This window comes from Chitinophaga sp. SVR4-12A (assembly GCF_056754765.1).
The window spans coordinates 4,328,720-4,345,404 of sequence record NZ_JBPGWP010000001.1; the positions used below are offsets into that span (position 1 = coordinate 4,328,720).

The 16,685-nt window shown below is 48.9% G+C and carries 14 protein-coding genes; 8 read left to right on the plus strand and 6 right to left on the minus strand.

The genetic code is table 11. From position 1 onward, the window contains the following. Window positions 1-40: 40 nt before the first annotated feature. Together ACR9Y8_RS17800 and ACR9Y8_RS17805 are read right to left on the minus strand one after the other, a co-directional pair. Window positions 41-973, minus strand: coding sequence for an aspartyl protease family protein (locus tag ACR9Y8_RS17800; protein ID WP_481214594.1), 933 nt, complete (start codon window positions 971-973; stop codon window positions 41-43). 24 nt (window positions 974-997) lie between these two features. Then, window positions 998-2,266 carry a retropepsin-like aspartic protease gene (locus ACR9Y8_RS17805; protein WP_481214595.1) on the minus strand — a complete coding sequence of 423 codons (1,269 nt, stop codon included), beginning with the start codon at window positions 2,264-2,266 and terminating at the stop codon, window positions 998-1,000. A 159-nt stretch (window positions 2,267-2,425) separates the two neighbouring features. Here ACR9Y8_RS17805 and mqnC point away from each other — a divergent pair, with 159 nt between their 5' ends. The 3 genes from mqnC (at window position 2,426) to ACR9Y8_RS17820 (ending at window position 5,017) form a co-directional block, all read left to right on the plus strand. Next, window positions 2,426-3,550, plus strand: coding sequence for a cyclic dehypoxanthinyl futalosine synthase (gene mqnC, locus ACR9Y8_RS17810; RefSeq protein ID WP_481214596.1), 1,125 nt, complete (start codon window positions 2,426-2,428; stop codon window positions 3,548-3,550). 196 nt (window positions 3,551-3,746) lie between these two features. Next, window positions 3,747-4,400 (plus strand): hypothetical protein, encoded by a 654-nt coding sequence (locus ACR9Y8_RS17815; protein ID WP_481214597.1) that lies wholly within the window; start codon window positions 3,747-3,749, stop codon window positions 4,398-4,400. Between the two features lie 74 nt (window positions 4,401-4,474). Then, a complete protein-coding gene (locus tag ACR9Y8_RS17820; RefSeq protein ID WP_481214598.1) occupies window positions 4,475-5,017 on the plus strand; it encodes a GNAT family N-acetyltransferase in 543 nt (180 codons plus the stop codon). Here ACR9Y8_RS17820 and ACR9Y8_RS17825 read toward each other — a convergent pair. Next, entirely contained in the window at window positions 5,014-6,474 is a 1,461-nt protein-coding gene (locus tag ACR9Y8_RS17825; RefSeq protein ID WP_481214599.1) for an amino acid permease, read from the minus strand. The two genes, ACR9Y8_RS17820 and ACR9Y8_RS17825, sit on opposite strands and share 4 nt — an antisense overlap. Before the next feature lie 61 nt (window positions 6,475-6,535). Further along, window positions 6,536-7,429 (minus strand): hydroxypyruvate isomerase family protein, encoded by an 894-nt coding sequence (locus ACR9Y8_RS17830; RefSeq protein WP_481214600.1) that lies wholly within the window; start codon window positions 7,427-7,429, stop codon window positions 6,536-6,538. Window positions 7,430-7,810: 381 nt separating this feature from the next. Here ACR9Y8_RS17830 and ACR9Y8_RS17835 point away from each other — a divergent pair, with 381 nt between their 5' ends. After that, complete coding sequence (locus ACR9Y8_RS17835) at window positions 7,811-8,038, plus strand: hypothetical protein (RefSeq protein WP_481214601.1); 228 nt, start codon at window positions 7,811-7,813, stop codon at window positions 8,036-8,038. 147 nt (window positions 8,039-8,185) lie between these two features. Here the strand turns inward: ACR9Y8_RS17835 and ACR9Y8_RS17840 are convergent, their stop codons facing one another. Further along, a complete protein-coding gene (locus ACR9Y8_RS17840) occupies window positions 8,186-10,999 on the minus strand; it encodes a TonB-dependent receptor domain-containing protein (RefSeq protein ID WP_481214602.1) in 2,814 nt (937 codons plus the stop codon). A gap of 318 nt (window positions 11,000-11,317) precedes the next feature. On the opposite strand from ACR9Y8_RS17840, the gene ACR9Y8_RS17845 reads away from it, so the two are divergent. Together ACR9Y8_RS17845 and ACR9Y8_RS17850 are read left to right on the plus strand one after the other, a co-directional pair. After that, entirely contained in the window at window positions 11,318-12,721 is a 1,404-nt protein-coding gene (locus ACR9Y8_RS17845; protein ID WP_481214603.1) for a sensor histidine kinase, read from the plus strand. An 11-nt stretch (window positions 12,722-12,732) separates the two neighbouring features. Beyond that, entirely contained in the window at window positions 12,733-13,425 is a 693-nt protein-coding gene (locus ACR9Y8_RS17850) for a response regulator transcription factor (RefSeq protein ID WP_481214604.1), read from the plus strand. On the opposite strand, the gene ACR9Y8_RS17855 is transcribed toward ACR9Y8_RS17850, so the two are convergent. Then, window positions 13,422-14,720: a histidine kinase gene (locus ACR9Y8_RS17855; protein WP_481214605.1), complete on the minus strand. Its 1,299-nt coding sequence runs from the start codon at window positions 14,718-14,720 to the stop codon at window positions 13,422-13,424. The two genes, ACR9Y8_RS17850 and ACR9Y8_RS17855, sit on opposite strands and share 4 nt — an antisense overlap. Before the next feature lie 69 nt (window positions 14,721-14,789). Here ACR9Y8_RS17855 and pheS point away from each other — a divergent pair, with 69 nt between their 5' ends. After that, window positions 14,790-15,818 carry a phenylalanine--tRNA ligase subunit alpha gene (gene pheS / locus ACR9Y8_RS17860; RefSeq protein ID WP_481214606.1) on the plus strand — a complete coding sequence of 343 codons (1,029 nt, stop codon included), beginning with the start codon at window positions 14,790-14,792 and terminating at the stop codon, window positions 15,816-15,818. Beyond that, complete coding sequence (locus tag ACR9Y8_RS17865) at window positions 15,815-16,675, plus strand: 3-hydroxyacyl-CoA dehydrogenase NAD-binding domain-containing protein (RefSeq protein WP_481214607.1); 861 nt, start codon at window positions 15,815-15,817, stop codon at window positions 16,673-16,675. The genes pheS and ACR9Y8_RS17865 overlap by 4 nt, the downstream gene beginning before the upstream one ends. Window positions 16,676-16,685: the final 10 nt, after the last annotated feature.

The window sequence follows — 16,685 nt, forward strand, 5'->3', positions numbered from 1 at the left end:
GTTATTAAAATTACACATCCCAAGGGTCAATCGCAGCTTTTTACTGCTGTAAGTATAATTCTTTCTGGGGATAGTTGATGATGACCGCAGAGAACTGTTTCCATACCTGGTAACCAATAGCGCCTGCTATTTCCATTACTGGACTGTCGTCATTCACGTCTTTGCAGTAACTGACAGGAACTTTGTTCTGGCGAAAAGAGGAAATACTGAGGGAGGGAATGGTACTGTTTACATAATCATAAGTTTTGACCAGATCTGGCACCCGGTCTGTACTGAGGGTTACCAGCTGTTGATTGAGCTGATGCTTGTCTGTATAGGGCCAGTTAAAGAGTATGCCGTAATCGCCGCCGGTGGTAAGATGATAGTTGCCATTAAGGGACTGTCCGTTGGGCAGTTCTATGGAGGCCGCGATCACCGGGGTGCGGAAATTGATCTGAAAAGGAATAGGTTGCAGGCCCCCTATGTCTGGAACGGCAGTACCGAAGGTGTACAATACCAGCTGCCGGTGGGCATAATCAATTTTGACGATATATGCCTTCAGCAGGTCAATACCAATGAAGCCGTCTATTTTCAGGGAGCCGGTACGAAACTCGGGAATATTTTCAAGATATACCTTGAGAAAAGGCAGACGGGCTTTATCGAGGTATAGAACGTTAAGGGTGGCGGTGTTCACTTTTATCATGAGGTTATTCGTGGCGGTAACGCCGGCCTTCTGTCTGCCTTGTATACCCAGGGTGTCTGCCAGTCCGTAGTGCAGCACGGCCACCTCTGTTCCTGTGTCGAAAATGAAATGAAGGGTATCGCTATGGCCTGAAACCATGGCGGGAATCACAATATGATGCCCATATAAGCGGAAAGGAATAACTGCTACGGCTCCTTTTTCCAACTGGGCCGGGCGGCGTTTGCCTGACTGCGCGTAACCAAACGAAACGTAGCTGCAACAAAGCAGCAATAAAAAGGCGAATTTTCTCATGAAAAGCTCACACCCTAATAACGGCTACAAGATACTTTTTATTGGCAGCTTCTTCAGTTGCAGTTCATTGTTTCGCATGATCACGAGTGTTGGCCGGGTGCCTACATTCTTTAGCAGATCGCGGTAGATTGTCAGGTTGTTGCTGAAATTATTGTTGATAGCCAGGATGATATCCCCCTTTTTGAAACCGGCTTTTTCTGCGGGCGAGTTTTTAATAATATCAGTGATTTCTACCCGTCCATTAATCAGGTAGATGATCAGGCCTGTGTACGAGTAATCAAAGGGATCGCGGTAGTGGCTATTGGGCTGCAGGTAGATCTCCTTCTTGGGATAATTCAGGAAGAGATTGAAGCGGCGCAGCAGGTCATTTCCGATCATGCCTCCCAGGAAGGGATAGGCGGTGATATTGGTCTTATCGTCGAACAGGTACACCGGCACATTACGGAAATTATAGTTGCCGATCTTGAACTCCTGGATGGTAGTAATATGCATTTCCATTTTTCCACCCAGGCCCTGTGCCTCTGTCTGAATGATCTTGCGTTGTCTTTTACGAGAGGACAACAGGCCGCTGTCTTTCACAAACTGGTTGGAAAGCAGCAGGCACATACCTGCCCCGGTATCGAAATAATAGCGATTATTGGTTTGCGCCTTGCCGTTACGTAAAGGCGCCGATATGATGGGAATAAGGGTAAGCGACGGTTTTAAAAGCAGCCCTCCCTTGGGGTAGCTGAAGCGCCCTTTGGAATAGATGTTTATTCTCTCCTTATCATAATCCACATTTACGATATAGCGGCTTAACAGGCTGTAGCCGATGATGCCGTCTACCTGGAGGCCGTAAACCTGGCTGATCAGCTCATAGTCGTTGACATGAAAATTGAGGCTATCTACTGTTAATCCGGGTAGTATGAGGGAACGATCCATTGCAAAAGAGACCTGTTTGGCGCCGCCCAGGCCCCGAACGATCCTGTCTGAAGGTGTCAGGGGGATACCCAGCCGATCGCAGGTGCCAGTATCCAGCGATATGCCGGCACTGCCGGTGTCAAGGATGAATTGCAGGGTATCGGGTATACCGTTCAGCTGAGCGAGAATAACCACTACGCCCCCGTAATATTGTTTGAAGGGGAAGCTGGTGATCAGCACGGCATCTTTGATGGTGGAGTCAGCATGACCGGTACTAGCAGGAACCAGGGCAGATGCGCTTGTGGAATTGCCGGATGCTGCCAAGGAGCAGAGCCAGCAGAAAAGTAACAGTAAGGTATTTCGCATACGAAGGCGCGAGATGCTCTCGTTCATATAAATTTAACATTAAAATAGTTTCATATAGCAAAAAAATATTTCAAACGGAGGGAAAAACGTATGAATAGCAGGTTCTGTAGTACAAGTTGCCCATTGCAAGGCGGCAATGCCCACTATTAGTGTACAATCATTACCTTTGTCTGCATAAGTTGTAACATGCAATTGAAAGATCTATATCAGAAGGCCCTCCAGTTTGAGTGGCTGACTGCGGAAGAAGGAGTGTACCTGTTTGAAAAAGCGCCGATGGCAGAGTTGACGCACATTGCCAACGAACTGCGTAAGCAACAGGTGCCACATGGCAAGGTAACCTGGCAGATAGACCGGAATGTGAACACTACGAATGTTTGTATCGCCAACTGCAAGTTTTGTAATTTTTACCGCATTCCCGGGCATCCTGAGGCCTACATTACCAGTATTGACGAGTATAAACGTAAAATCGAGGAAACCCTCAAATATGGAGGCGACCAGCTGCTGCTGCAGGGTGGGCACCATCCTGAGCTAGGCCTGAGCTTTTACGTAGACCTGTTCAAACAGCTGAAGCAATTATATCCCACTTTAAGGCTGCATACATTAGGCCCCCCGGAAGTTGCCCATATCACCAAGCTGGAAAAAAGCACGCACATTGAAGTGCTGGCCGCTTTAAAGGAAGCCGGTATGGACAGTTTGCCGGGCGCGGGCGCCGAAATCCTAAACGACCGCGTACGTCGCCTGATCTCTAAAGGCAAATGCGGTGCACAGGAATGGCTGGACGTTATGCGGGCTGCCCACAAGCTGAATATCGCCTCTTCTGCCACGATGATGTTTGGCCACGTGGAAACAGTGCTGGAACGTTTTGAGCACCTGGCAGCCATCCGGCAGGTACAGAGCGAAAAGCCGGAAGGGCACTACGGCTTTACGGCCTTTATTCCCTGGACCTTCCAGGATGTGGACACCCTGCTGGCCCGGATACGCGGCGTGCATAACATGACCACTGCAGAAGAATATATCCGCATGATCGCCATGAGTCGCATCATGCTGCCGAATATCAAGAACATACAGGCCTCCTGGCTGACCGTAGGCAAACAGGTAGCGCAATTATGCCTGCATGCGGGCGCCAATGATTTTGGCTCCATCATGATCGAGGAAAATGTAGTGAGCGCTGCGGGCGCTCCTCACCGGTTCACTTACCGCTCCATGCAGGAGGCGATCAAAGAGGCCGGCTTTGAGCCGCAGCTGCGCACGCAGTTGTACGAATTCCGGGAAATACCGGAGGCGATCGTAGAGCAGGTAATAAATTATTAAGCCATTAACAATTAGCGGTTAGCTTTTAGTTTTGGTCGTGTGCTAACGGCCAGTAGCTGAAAGCTAACCGCTTCTTTTTAGCAATCCCTTAACACCAACCCCTGTTAACCTTCTTCCCTTTTCTACGTCTAACAACTGTAAACCATGGAATTAGAAAGGTTCCATTATAGTTGATAAAAGATTAAAGCACATTGATATGAAAAAGTTTGGATTATTCATCATCAGCGCAGGATTGATGCTGCTGGCAGCCTGTTCCAGTACCAAGCTTACCTCATCCTGGAAGACCAATGACGCGCAGTTGCAACGGGATAGGAAGATCATGGTTATTGCCCTGGTACCCAGACAGGAGAAGCAGCTGCGCATGCTAATGGAAGACAACCTGGTGACTGAGCTAAAGAAGGAAGGGTATAATGCTGCCTCGGCTTACCGGGAGTTGGGCCCGGATGCATTTGACGATAAAACAGATGAAAAAACAGCTCTGCGTAAGCTGAAAGGCAGTGACGCCAGCCAGGTGCTGACCGTGGTGCTGCTGGATAAGTCAAGGCAAAGGAACTATGTGCCTTACGGGCCGGGCTATGGGCCTTACCCGTATTATTACGGTGGTTTCTGGCCCTATTACAGCAGATGGTATGGCAACATGTACCAACCCGGCTACTACCAGTCAGACATCAAATATAACTGGGAAAGTAACCTGTACGACCTGGACCAGCGCAAGCTGATCTACTCTGCGCAAACACAGTCGGTAGACCCTCCCACTGCAACGCGGCAAGCTTACCTGTATGCCAAACAGATCGTTAAAGATCTGGCCAAACAGCAGCTGATAGCGTATAACCAGTCCCCCACGAAGTAAGGTCATAATCAAATAATCATCCGCAAAAGGCCCTAGCGTTAATGCCGGGGCTTTTTGTTATTTTTAAACCTGTTATGCTGGAACTTCGAGTTAATGACAAGATAACCATGCGGCAATTGCAACCAGGTGATGCGGCTTCGTTGTACCGTCAAATTGATCTTTCCCGTAAAAGCCTGCGCAAATTTCTGCCTTGGGTGGATTATAATACCAATGAAGAGCATTCCCTCCGCTTTATACAATTGATGCTCCGCAAGGCTGATGAACAGGAAGCCATGGCCCTTGGCATGTGGTACCAGGAAGAGCTGTGCGGGGTGATGGACCTGCACGGATGGGATCATTTACTGCAAAAGGCCGAAATAGGTTATTGGGTAAGCGAGGCTTTTCAGCGTAAAGGCATTGCAACCGCCTGTTGTAAAGCCCTTATTTCTTTTGCCTTCAAAAAGCTGCGGCTGAACAAGATTGAGATCCGGTTTGTGCTGCAGAATGAACGGAGCGGCCAGATACCGATCAAGCTTGGGTTTACCAAGGAAGGCATACTGCGGCACAGCGCCAAATTACATGGCCAGTATGTGGACATGGTAGTAATGGGCATATTAAGGGAGGACTGGAAGTATTAGCTGTTGCCTGTAAGCTCCCGGCGCACCCGGCTATGTTTTTTGCCGTAGCAGAAATAGATGATCATCCCAATAGCCATCCATACGATCAACCTTATCCAGGTATCTCCGGGCAGGAACAGCATCATTCCCACGCAGGTGATAATACCCATGATCGGAACGAAGGGCACCCAGGGAGTTTTGAAGGCCCTTGGCGCATCCGGCATCGTATAGCGCATGATCCATATACCAGCGCACACGATCACGAAGGCCAGCAGGGTGCCGATGCTCGTCATCTCACCTACCACCCTGATAGGCACAAAGGCGGCAAATAATCCCACAAAAATGCAGAAAAGTATGTTTGACTTCCAGGGTGTCTGGAAACGGGGATGTATATCTGAAAAAACCTTTGGCAGCAAGCCGTCTTTAGACATGGCGAAGAAAACGCGTGTTTGCCCCAGCAGGTCTACCAGGATCACGGAAGTATAACCGATCAATATAGCGATGATAATAGCCTGTCCAAGCCAGACATAGGGCGTATGTTCTATTGCTACTGCTACAGGCGCCGCGTTGCCTTTGAACTCCGTATAAGGCGCCAGCCCTGTCATTACATGTGCAAAAAGGATGAACAGCACAGTGCAGATCACTAATGAACCCAGGATACCAATTGGCATATTGCGCCTGGGGTTCCTGGTTTCCTGGGCCGCGGCCGCAATGATGTCAAAGCCCAGGTACACGAAGAACACTACGCCTGCCCCACGCAGGATGCCAGACCAGCCAAATTCTCCGAATATGCCGGTATTAGCGGGTATGTAGGGTGAGAGGTTGGCCGGTTGTATGAACCGCCAGCCGAGGGCGATAAATAAAACCACCACACCTACTTTCAGCGTTACCACAAAAGTATTCCAGAGCGCAGATCCTTTGGTGCCCCGTATCAATATCAGCGACATAGCCAGTACTACCAGGGCCGCAGGCAGGTTGAGGATGCCGTGCACCTCCGTTCCGTTGGCCAGTTTTGCTGTTTCAAAAGGGGAATGGACCAGTTGCGGCGGCAAATAAATACCGTATGTGCTGAGGAACTTTACAAGATAGTTGGACCAGCTGATAGCTACGGTGGCCGCGCCTACCGAGAACTCCAGCACCAGGTCCCAGCCGATGATCCAGGCAATCATTTCGCCCATGGTAGTGTAGGCATAGGTGTAAGCGCTACCCGCTACCGGGATCATGGAGGAAAATTCTGCATAACAGAGGCCGGAAAAAGCACAACCGATGGCTGCCACCACAAAAGATAGGGTTACAGCGGGGCCGGCGTGGTTGGCGGCGGCCAGTCCGCTGAGAGAAAACAGCCCCGCGCCAATAATACCGCCTATCCCCAGCGTAACCAGCTGGAAAGCGCTAAGCGTGCGTTTTAAGGTATGGGTGCCTTCCTGGGCAGATTCCTTTAATAACCAGCCTAGCGGCTTTCTGAAGTATTGTGGCATATCAGCGTATTTATCCTATTAGTCCAGTAGACTAATGGGCGCAAAGGTAGGGAAAAAGCGATTAAATGTCGCAGATCTCCACACCCTGTTTCAGCGAGGCCAGTTTATCGCTGCGTTTAGGCACAAACTCCTGTGCTACAAAGCCCTTAAAGCCGGTTTCGTGGATCGCTTTCATGATGGCCGGGTAGTAGAGTTCCTGTGTTTCATCTATTTCATTACGGCCGGGCACACCGCCGGTATGGTAGTGGGCAAAGTAAGGGTGGTTTTCCTGGATAGTGCGGATAACGTCGCCCTCCATGATCTGCATATGATAGATATCGTACAACAGCTTAAAGCGCTCAGACCCGATAGCTTTGCAAAGTTCGACACCCCAGGCAGTATGATCACATTGATAATCATGATGATTCACTTTGCTATTGAGCAATTCCATTACGATGGTGACGTTTTTCTTCTCTGCGTAGCTCATAATACGTTGCAACCCCTGGGCGCAGTTTTTCAGGCCTAATTCATCAGCCAGGCCTTCGCGATTGCCTGAAAAACAGATGAGGTGAGGGAAACCTGCTTTTGAGGTCTCATCTATCAGGTGTTGGTAATACTCTACCAGGCGGTCGTGATGCTCAACGCGGTTCCAGCCTTTGGTGATGCCCCAGTCTTTATTGATGGAAGCTACCATGGCGCAGGTGAGGTCATATTTTTTAGCGGTAGCGAAATCTTTCGGATCCAAGAGGTCGATGGACTGAAGACCGATCTTATTGGCTGCCTTGCAAAGATCTTCCAGCGGAATATCATTATAGCACCAGGCGCACACCGAGTGGTTGATATTGCCTTTCAGTTTTTCATCCACGGCTTCCTCGTGAGCCATCACCCGGTTAGTAAGAGAGGATAAGGTGGAGGAGGCAAAGGCCAGGGCGGCGGCTTTTTTGATCATATCGCGGCGCGAATTTTTATTGGACATTTGGTAATGTGGTTTATTATCAAGGAAATATAGAGTAAAAATCACGAAATAGCAATTAGGCCCTGTTCAGCGGCTGCTGCGGGAATTACGCATTTTAGCTTTTCAGTACATTCTGCACAACTATTTTTTCTAATTTTACGTATATACAAATAAAAGGAAAACCCGCTGCAGTGGCGGGTTTTAAATTACGGATAAAGTTTGGCACTTTTTATGCATAAGAGAGGTTGTAACATTTTGATAGGTTATTTGCTTTTATAATTAGTTCTTGATCTATTTAAAAATTAAGAAGCGAGGAGGTTGAAAATGGAAAAAAAGTATACTCCAAGTTTATGGGTCTGCGTGTTAATGGATCTATTGGGTTGTGCAAGCTACGCTGTTCCGATGTTAGGTGAGGTTTCAGATGTGATCTGGGCGCCACTTTCGGCCATTATTTTTTACCGGATGTTCGGCGGTACGCTAGGTACCTTTGGTAGCTTGTTCAATTTCATGGAAGAGCTGTTCCCGGGCCTGGATTTTATCCCCACTTTTACCCTTTCCTGGGTATTGCAGCGTATTACGCAGACCTGGAAAGTACAAGAGAAAGTAAAAGTGCAGGAGCAGAAAATATGAACAGATTGGGGTAAGTGTCAACACTTGCTCCATATCTGAAAAGATACAAGGTTGTAAGGTCTCAAAGCTGGATGTCCCGGAAACTAATGCATAGGCATGCATCCACCTTTGTCATCTTTCAACCTTTCAAGTTTTAAGGGGTTTCCCCTAGCCCCTTATACGGATACTTCTGGCAGGCATAGGCGCAACGTTCTTTGGACGTACATTTTTGGCAGCCCCATTATTATTGCCGCCGAACCTGTTCAGGAAATAAGAAAAGCTTAGCAAACAAAAGCGCTGCAATGCCCGCGTTTGCACATCTTCAATAAAGTTCTCTCCCACATTACGGCTGATGCTTACGTTCTGATTAAGCAGGTCAAAGCCCTGCAGTTTTATAAGGCCCTGGTTGTTCCTGAATACGCTTTTGGATATAAATGCATTCAGCATGGTTACGTCCTGGTTATAGCCGGCAGCAAGGCCGGTGTTGAGCATATAGTCGAGGTCAACCCCAACAATAAATCCCAGGGGCAGGTTAACGTTGAAGTCAAAGGAAAATGAGTAGTTGAAGTAGTTGGTGTTATTGTTCTGCTGCACGGAATAGCGGGCCCCGTTATAACTGGCGCCGGCGGCAGTGGCAAAGTCGAACAGCTCCTTATACACATAGTTGAAACTCAGGCCCTGCGTAACGGTAAAGTTCCTGGTGCTTCCTTTGGTGCCGTTAGTGAAGCTGATATCACGGTTCATGTTAAAGTTGGTAGTGGCATTGATGGAAGTATGTTCTTTTTTGATGGGGAAAGTGTTCACCAGGTTCCCGTTCAGGTTGTAGGAGCCGTTCACATTCACGGGCTGGCTTACCTGCCGGCCCAGCGAGTCAAAGGAGTTGGCATTAATGATCTTATTACTGGTAAATGCTGCGCTTACATTGGCAAACAGGCCTCGCATGGTAGCGGGATCGAAAGTATTATATCCTACACTGAAGTTATTGTTGAAAGACGGTTTAAGATCAGGATTACCCAGCTGTACGTAAAGCGGATTGCTGTTATCCGGCACGGGTTGCAGCTGGGAGACACTGGGCTGCTGGGTGCCTCCGCGGTAAAAGAAGCGCAGCCGGCGGTTGTTGCCGAAGGAATAGTTAAAAGAGGCAGACGGAAAGAAATTGACCGTGCGTTGCTGCAGGTGGTTATGCAGGCTGATGTTGTCATTATCCAGGTTGCTGAACTGTATGTTCAGCCCAGCGCTATAGTCGTACACTTTCTTTTGCGTGCGTATACTGATACCTGCCTGATGGGTGGAAAAAGTGTTTTCAAAAGAATTACTAAGACTGTCGTTCAGGCGGTCATATGCGTTTTTGGAGATGTTATAATCATAAGTAAACTTCTCTGAAGCCGTAAAATTGTGATTCCATGCATAAGTGAACTCGAGAAATCTGTCGTTAAATATCGGCTCGGTATAGATGAGGCGCAGGCCGGCATTAAAGCCACGGTTAGTAATATCATTGCGCTGGTCTATACTGTCAGTATAGCTCTCACCGTTAGGCTGTACGAAATAGTTGTTGGAGCGATTAAAATTCTCCTGGTCGCTGTTGTTATAACCAACATTGAAGTTAGCCGTGAATGTACGACCCGGTTTATGGAATTTTTTACGGAACAGCACATCTGTCATGAAGTTGGGTGCGGTACCGCTGGAAACATTCTGTGTGGTGCCGCGGTTAACCAGCTGGCGTTTGCCGCCCAGCGATTCATAAAGATTTTCCTGGTAGCCGCTGTTAGTGCTGTAGTTAAAGTTGGGTGACACAATCAGGGATTGCATGCTGTCTATCTCATACTCCACGCGCATGTTAAAATTATGGTTGGCGTTGTTACTGAGCGACCGCGCATTGGTGTTGTAGTAGTACGTAGTGTCGGGCAGCAGGTTCTGTCGGGCGCTGATACGCTGGTTCTCTGTGCGGGAATCATTATAGTAGTAGCTGCCGCTGATCTTCAGCTTTTTATTAAGGTCCTGGCTGTAGTTTATACCACCTGTCCAGTTGCGGGAGATACCATTGCCGCCGTTACCACCGGCGTTGTTCATGGCCACCCGCATCCCCCTGGCCGTTCCTCTCCCGCCAAACTGCAATGCATTGAGATCTGTGTAACCGAGATTGTTCACGTTATTGCCGCTGGCCAGTAACGAAAGCTGTTGTCCTTCACGAAAGCGGTTGAGACTGGCGTTTGCGGCGAAGCGTTCATCGGAGCCGTAGCCCGCAGAAGCCTGTCCGAAGAGTCCTTTCTTTCGATCTTTCTTGATAGTGATATTGATGGCTTTTTCTGTCTCGCCGTCGTTGATGCCAGTGAACTGGGCCTGGTCTGATTTTTTATCGATGAGCTGTATTTTGTCTACTATATCTGCGGGCAGGTTCCTGGTAGTAAGCTTGGTATCATTTCCGAAGAAGGGTTTACCGTCTACCAGGATCTTCTTTATGGTTTCACCCTGCGCTTTGATGGTGCCATCTTTGTCCACTTCCACACCGGGAAGCTTTTTCAGGAGCTCTTCCACCATGGCATTTTCGCGCGTTTTGAAGGAGCCCGCATTGAATTCAAGGGTGTCTTTTTTGATCCTGATAGGAGGTTTGATCTCCGTTATTTCCACTTCTCCCAGGGTAACGCCCGTTTTTTGCAAAGGAATGGCGCCGAGGTTCACAACGCTGTGTTCAGTGGAGATGGATACCGATTGTAAGGAGGACTGATAGCCCAGGAAAGAGATATACAACTTATAGTCGCCAGCCGGCAGGCCTGCCAGGTTAAAAGCACCTTTTTTATCAGTGAAAGCAGAAGCCGCTATGGAAGAATCCCTGGCATATAACAAGGCCACACTGGCATCTGCCAGCGCCTGGTTCGTGCTTTTATCGGTAAGAAGGCCTTTTACCTGTCCCTGTTTTGCCTGTGCCCAGGTATAGTGAGCCCACAGGGTAACAAAAGCCAGGATGAGCAAAAGTTGTTTCATCAGAAAATAGTTAGTTGCTCTAATGGTCCTGTATAGTGTCTACACAGCAATGGACACCGGCGCTGTAAGTTAAGAAGTAAAATCGAATCTATCAGCAGGCTGCCACCGGCTTGCAGCAGTTCAATTGCGTGCGGGTTACACATTAAACCGTTAAGCATCCTTATTTACTGTTAATTATTGTTAAGAAAAGAAACCAGGGACGGGGGGAAAACAATAGTTTTGTATGCACCGGTCCAAACCCGCAAGGGTTTTAAACCCCCGGAGCTTAATAAGCCGTATAACCTCATGCGTAAGCGCATACGAATCATACTTATCCTGATGTGCACTTGTATCCTGGGCATTTACTTGTTCCAGGGATATTGGCTGTATAACTCATACGAGGTCCAGTTTGACCAGTTTAACCGGGACATTAATGGCGCCCTGCGCACGGCCCTGTTCAATAACCAGTATTCAGATATACGGCAGTTTCTCCACTACTATACTAAAGACTCCTCTGCACAGCCGGTGAAAGGAATGTTCATGCAGATGGAACAAACGGGTATTCCGGTAGACAAACGGGATACGGCCAGGGCCATTATGGATTCTATTATGAACCGTGAGCGGCATATACGCATACTCGTAAACACCACGCCATCACGTACCTTTGCCGATACCCTGGCCCGGCAGATATCGGACCTTATTATGCTGAATAATCTGTATGGAGATAGCGTTAACCTGAAGGGGCTGGACTCTACCTTTACTGCGGAGCTGCACAGCCGGCAGATAGTGACGCCCTACCGTATGGATACCTTCCATGTAGATTTCAACAATTTTGCGCGGGAAAGCTTCCGCGACAGTATGCGCCGCAAGGAGCCGCAGAAAACCACCAAGATGCCGTTTAACCCTGCCAGCAACCTGTTTGTGCAGGCCTCTTTCGCTTCCCCCATGCAATATATCATCATGAAGATGATGTGGACGCTGGTAAGCTCCCTGGCTTTGCTGATACTCACCACCATTTGCTTCATTTACATGCTGCGTACGATATTGAAGCAGAAGCGGCTGTCGGACGTTAAGAATGATTTCATCAACAATATGACCCATGAGCTTAAAACGCCCATCGCTACAGTATATGCGGCGGTTGAAGCCATGCAGAACTTCAATGCGCTGAGCGATCAGCGGAAGACCAGGAGCTACCTGGATATCTCCAAGCAGGAGCTGCAGCGATTGTCTGAACTGGTGGAGAAAGTGCTGCAGATCTCAGCAGAAGAGAAAGAAGAAATAGAGCTCTTCAGGGAAGAAACCGACCTGAACGAACTGATAGACAACATCATTACCAACCAGCAGCTGAAGGCAGGGAAACCTGTGCAGTTCCGTTATGATAATCACCTGGATCACCCCCTGGCGTTTGTGGATAAAACACATCTGGCCAATGCTGTCAGCAACCTGGTGGATAATGCGATCAAATACTCCGGAGATCAGCCGTTGGTGCATATACAGTGTATCAAAGAAAACGGGCTGCTCACCATCAGGGTGAAAGATAACGGCATCGGTATACCGCGCTTGTACCAGGAAAGTATTTTCGACAAATTTTTCCGGGTGCCTACCGGCAACTTGCATAACGTGAAAGGATTTGGCCTGGGATTAAGCTATGTGAAGAAGATCGTGGATATGCATAACGGGGCTGTTCGCGTACATAGTGAACCTGAAAGAGGCAGCGAATTTGTGATCCAATTACCAGTTTAGTTATTGTTTTTATGGCAAGAATATTACTTATAGAAGATGAACAGCAACTGGGCCAGATCGTAAAAGACAGCCTGGAAATGCGCGGCTTTGACATGCTGTATGCAGCAGACGGCAAGGAAGGCCTGCGCCTCTACCAGCAGGCCCGCCCCGATGTAGTGGTGCTGGACATCATGATGCCTAATATGGACGGTTTTACTGTTACTACCGAGATCCGCAAACAGGACAAGGTAACACCTATTATCTTCCTGACTGCCAAATCGCAGACGGCCGATGTCGTCAAAGGCTTTGAAATGGGCGGTAATGACTACCTGAAGAAGCCGTTCAGCATGGACGAGCTGATCGTGCGGATCAAGGCATTGCTGAAACGCAGCAGCGAACAGCCGGCGCCACCGCCCGGCCCCGATAATGAAGATGTGGTATTGATAGGGCAGTATGCATTTAACTATATCAAGCAAACCCTTACCCGCAATAATAACACGGCTTTCCTCTCCCACCGGGAAGCGGAGATCTTGCGCAGGTTATATGATAACAAGAACCAGGTGATGGAACGTAAGGCTGTACTGCTGGATCTTTGGGGAGATGATAGTTTCTTTAATGCCCGCAGTATGGATGTGTTCATTACCAAAATACGCCGTTACCTGAAAGAAGACCCCCGGGTACAGATCGTGAACATACGGGGAGTGGGCTATAAGCTCATCCTTTAGCATACCTCCGCCATCATGGCATCGGGATCTGTTTCAAATGCGATATTCACTTTGGTGCCTGCCGGCTGATCATCTTCATCCACCAGGTCTACCACCTGCACGCTGAAGCGGGTATTGAACAGCGATTTGTATAGCTCTACCCTTTCCTGGCACAACTGCATGCCTTTTGACTGATAAGGGCCGGTTTTAAGCCCGTCTTTATGGCGGCGGGCCGCTTCACTACGGCCAATGCCATTATCAACGATCTCGCAAAGCAATACATGTTCCTTAAGGTAGCGCCAGCTGATGTGCAGCTGCCGTTCACCGGTCTTGTTCATGAGTCCATGCCAGATGGCATTTTCCAGGAATGGCTGAATGAGCATACCCGGTACATAATATTCGCGGGGATCTATGTGCTCATCGATCTCCATGGCGTAAACAAAGGCGTGATCTGTGCGCAGGGATTCGATCTTGAGATAGTATTGCAGCAGGTCCATCTCGTCGCGGAGGGAGATAAAGTTCTTTTCAGCATGGATCAGCACCATGCGAAGCAGGCGTGCAAAGCTGGTGATGTATTCCTGGGCCTTGTCCATTTCGCCGGTAACAATACAGTTATAAATTCCGTTCAGGCAGTTAAAGAGGAAGTGGGGGTTCATCTGTGATTTGAGCGTTACCAGGCGGAACTCTGCCAGCTGTCGCTGCAGGTATTGCACTTCTGCCTCCTGGCGGCGGGCCCGCTCTTCTGTCAGCGTTTTGCCGATCTTTGCCCCGCAGATAGCTGCTATTTTTTCCAGCATCTGCAGGTGGGCTGCTGTATAGAAACATTTACGATGATGCTCGGAGTCTATTACGCCTATTACTTTGTTCTCATAAATGATAGGAACAGCTATTTCAGAAAGCCTGCGCTGGTCGTCGAGTATATAGCGTTCGTCGCCGCTGGTGTTATTCACTATTTCAGGCTTGCCGCTAATAGCTACGGTACCGCTAATACCCTTGCCAAGGGGAATCTCTATGGGGTGTTTTATTTCAAAGCGCACCGGGTTTTTGGGGCCGAAAGCCGCTTTTTGCACCAACACCTGGCGTTCATTGTCCAGCAGGTAGATCACACAGTCCTCAAAATTCAGGTGGCGGATACAGTTTTTGGCAACATCCCAGAGAATATCGTCTATGGTATTTTGTCCGAAAAGAGAAGTGGCGAAATAGGAAACAGTTGCTTCTGCCTCGTACTTCTTTTTGTACTTGATCAGCAGCGCATACAGGGTAACAATACACACCAGGAGCAGGATAATTGCTCCAATGTAGAACGCAACAGTCATAGGTGGTATTTGTGTATGAAAAGGTAAGATTTTTTTGGCATTTCTTATTTCTCTTATCTTTGTTGCCCTATGGAGCAGATCGTACAGCAAATAGCGGCCTATACACAGGAGATACAGGCCTTTGAACCAAAAACAGCCGAAGAGCTGGAGCAATACCGTATTAAATTCCTCGGAACGAAAGGTATTGTGAAGGCTATGTTTGGTGAAATGAAGCAGGTGCCCAATGAACGCAAGAAAGAGTTCGGGCAGGTACTGAACAGCTTCAAGCAGCTGGCTGAAGAGAAATACGCGCAGTTCGAGGAGCTGAAGAACGGGGCCGGCGATACACAGGCTGCGGTGGATTTCAGCCTGCCTGCAGAGCCACACCGGCTGGGTACCCGTCATCCCATCAGCCTTGTGCGCAACAAGATCATCCATATATTTGAACGGCTGGGCTATACAGTGGCCGAAGGCCCTGAGATAGAGGACGACTGGCATAATTTCACCGCGCTGAACCTGCCGGAGAACCATCCCGCCCGCGACATGCAGGATACTTTCTATATCAGCAAGAATCCTGACTGGCTCCTGCGCACACATACCTCCAGCGTACAGGTACGTACGATGGAAGCCGGTAAGCTCCCCATACGGGTGATATGCCCGGGCCGGGTATACCGCAATGAGACCATCAGCGCCCGTGCGCATTGTTTCTTTCACCAGGTGGAAGGACTGTATATTGACGAGAATGTTTCTTTTGCAGATCTGAAACAAACATTGTATCACTTCGTGAAAGAGCTTTTCGGAGAGGATGTCCGTATCCGGTTCCGCCCTTCCTACTTCCCGTTTACAGAGCCAAGCGCTGAAATGGACATTTCCTGTATTATCTGCGGAGGAGAAGGCTGCTCCGTGTGCAAACATACCGGCTGGGTGGAGATCCTGGGCTGCGGCATGGTGCATCCTAAAGTGCTGGAAAATTGCGGTATTGACCCTGAAAAATATACAGGCTTTGCTTTCGGTATGGGCATAGAGCGTATCACCATGCTCAAATACCAGATCAAAGACCTGCGCCTGTTCTCTGAAAACGATACGCGCTTCCTGGAACAGTTCACCGGAGCTATATGATCACCATCGACCAGGTACATACCATTGCTGTATGCGGCGCCGGAACCATGGGCGCCGGTATAGCACAGGTAGCCGCGGGCAGCGGGTATAACACGATATTATTTGATATTCAGGCCCCTATGCTGGATAAAGCCAGGGAGCATATCACCCGCAACCTGGAAGCGGCTGTTGCCAAAGGGCGTCTGACCGCAGAAGAAATGACCGGTACCCTGGCTCGTATACAATTTACCTCACAGCTGCAGGATTGTGTTGCAGCAGTCATCATAGAGGCCATTGCAGAGAAAATAGCGGCCAAAACAGCCCTGTTCAAGCAACTGGCGGACATTAACCAGGCCGGAACCATATTTGCCTCCAATACGTCTTCTTTATCTGTTTCCGATATAGCAGCAGCACTTCCCAACCCGGCAAGGGTGGCAGGAATGCACTTCTTTAACCCCGCCCCTTTCATGAAGCTGGTAGAAGTGGTAAAGGGCCGAGACACTGATGCGGATACAACAGACCTTATCTGCGAACTGGCGGTACGTATGGGTAAAACGCCCGTGCGTGTAAAAGACTCGCCCGGTTTTATCGTGAACCGTGTGGCCCGGCATTACTATCTTGAAGCAATGAAGGCTGCAGAGACAGGGATAGCTGATTTTGCCGCTATAGACCGTTTACTGGAGAGCAGCGGGTTCCGTATGGGACCCTTTGCCCTGATGGATCTTATCGGTAATGATGTGAACCTCGCTGTTACCCGGTCGCTTTACGAAGCATTTGAACAGGCGCCCCGTTTCACCCCCAATACACTGCAGATAACAAGAGTACAGGAAGGGCGCCTGGGGCGTAAAAGCGGCAGCGGTTTTTATAATTACGAATAGAAAGCCGGCC

Coding starts and splice junctions, on each gene's coding strand:
- ACR9Y8_RS17800 (WP_481214594.1), bottom strand. CDS start 973: ATGAGAAAATTCGCCTTTTTATTGCTGCTTTGTTGCAGCTACGTTTCG.
- ACR9Y8_RS17805 (WP_481214595.1), bottom strand. CDS start 2,266: ATGAACGAGAGCATCTCGCGCCTTCGTATGCGAAATACCTTACTGTTA.
- mqnC (WP_481214596.1), top strand. CDS start 2,426: ATGCAATTGAAAGATCTATATCAGAAGGCCCTCCAGTTTGAGTGGCTG.
- ACR9Y8_RS17815 (WP_481214597.1), top strand. CDS start 3,747: ATGAAAAAGTTTGGATTATTCATCATCAGCGCAGGATTGATGCTGCTG.
- ACR9Y8_RS17820 (WP_481214598.1), top strand. CDS start 4,475: ATGCTGGAACTTCGAGTTAATGACAAGATAACCATGCGGCAATTGCAA.
- ACR9Y8_RS17825 (WP_481214599.1), bottom strand. CDS start 6,474: ATGCCACAATACTTCAGAAAGCCGCTAGGCTGGTTATTAAAGGAATCT.
- ACR9Y8_RS17830 (WP_481214600.1), bottom strand. CDS start 7,429: ATGTCCAATAAAAATTCGCGCCGCGATATGATCAAAAAAGCCGCCGCC.
- ACR9Y8_RS17835 (WP_481214601.1), top strand. CDS start 7,811: ATGTTAGGTGAGGTTTCAGATGTGATCTGGGCGCCACTTTCGGCCATT.
- ACR9Y8_RS17840 (WP_481214602.1), bottom strand. CDS start 10,999: ATGAAACAACTTTTGCTCATCCTGGCTTTTGTTACCCTGTGGGCTCAC.
- ACR9Y8_RS17845 (WP_481214603.1), top strand. CDS start 11,318: ATGTGCACTTGTATCCTGGGCATTTACTTGTTCCAGGGATATTGGCTG.
- ACR9Y8_RS17850 (WP_481214604.1), top strand. CDS start 12,733: ATGGCAAGAATATTACTTATAGAAGATGAACAGCAACTGGGCCAGATC.
- ACR9Y8_RS17855 (WP_481214605.1), bottom strand. CDS start 14,720: ATGACTGTTGCGTTCTACATTGGAGCAATTATCCTGCTCCTGGTGTGT.
- pheS (WP_481214606.1), top strand. CDS start 14,790: ATGGAGCAGATCGTACAGCAAATAGCGGCCTATACACAGGAGATACAG.
- ACR9Y8_RS17865 (WP_481214607.1), top strand. CDS start 15,815: ATGATCACCATCGACCAGGTACATACCATTGCTGTATGCGGCGCCGGA.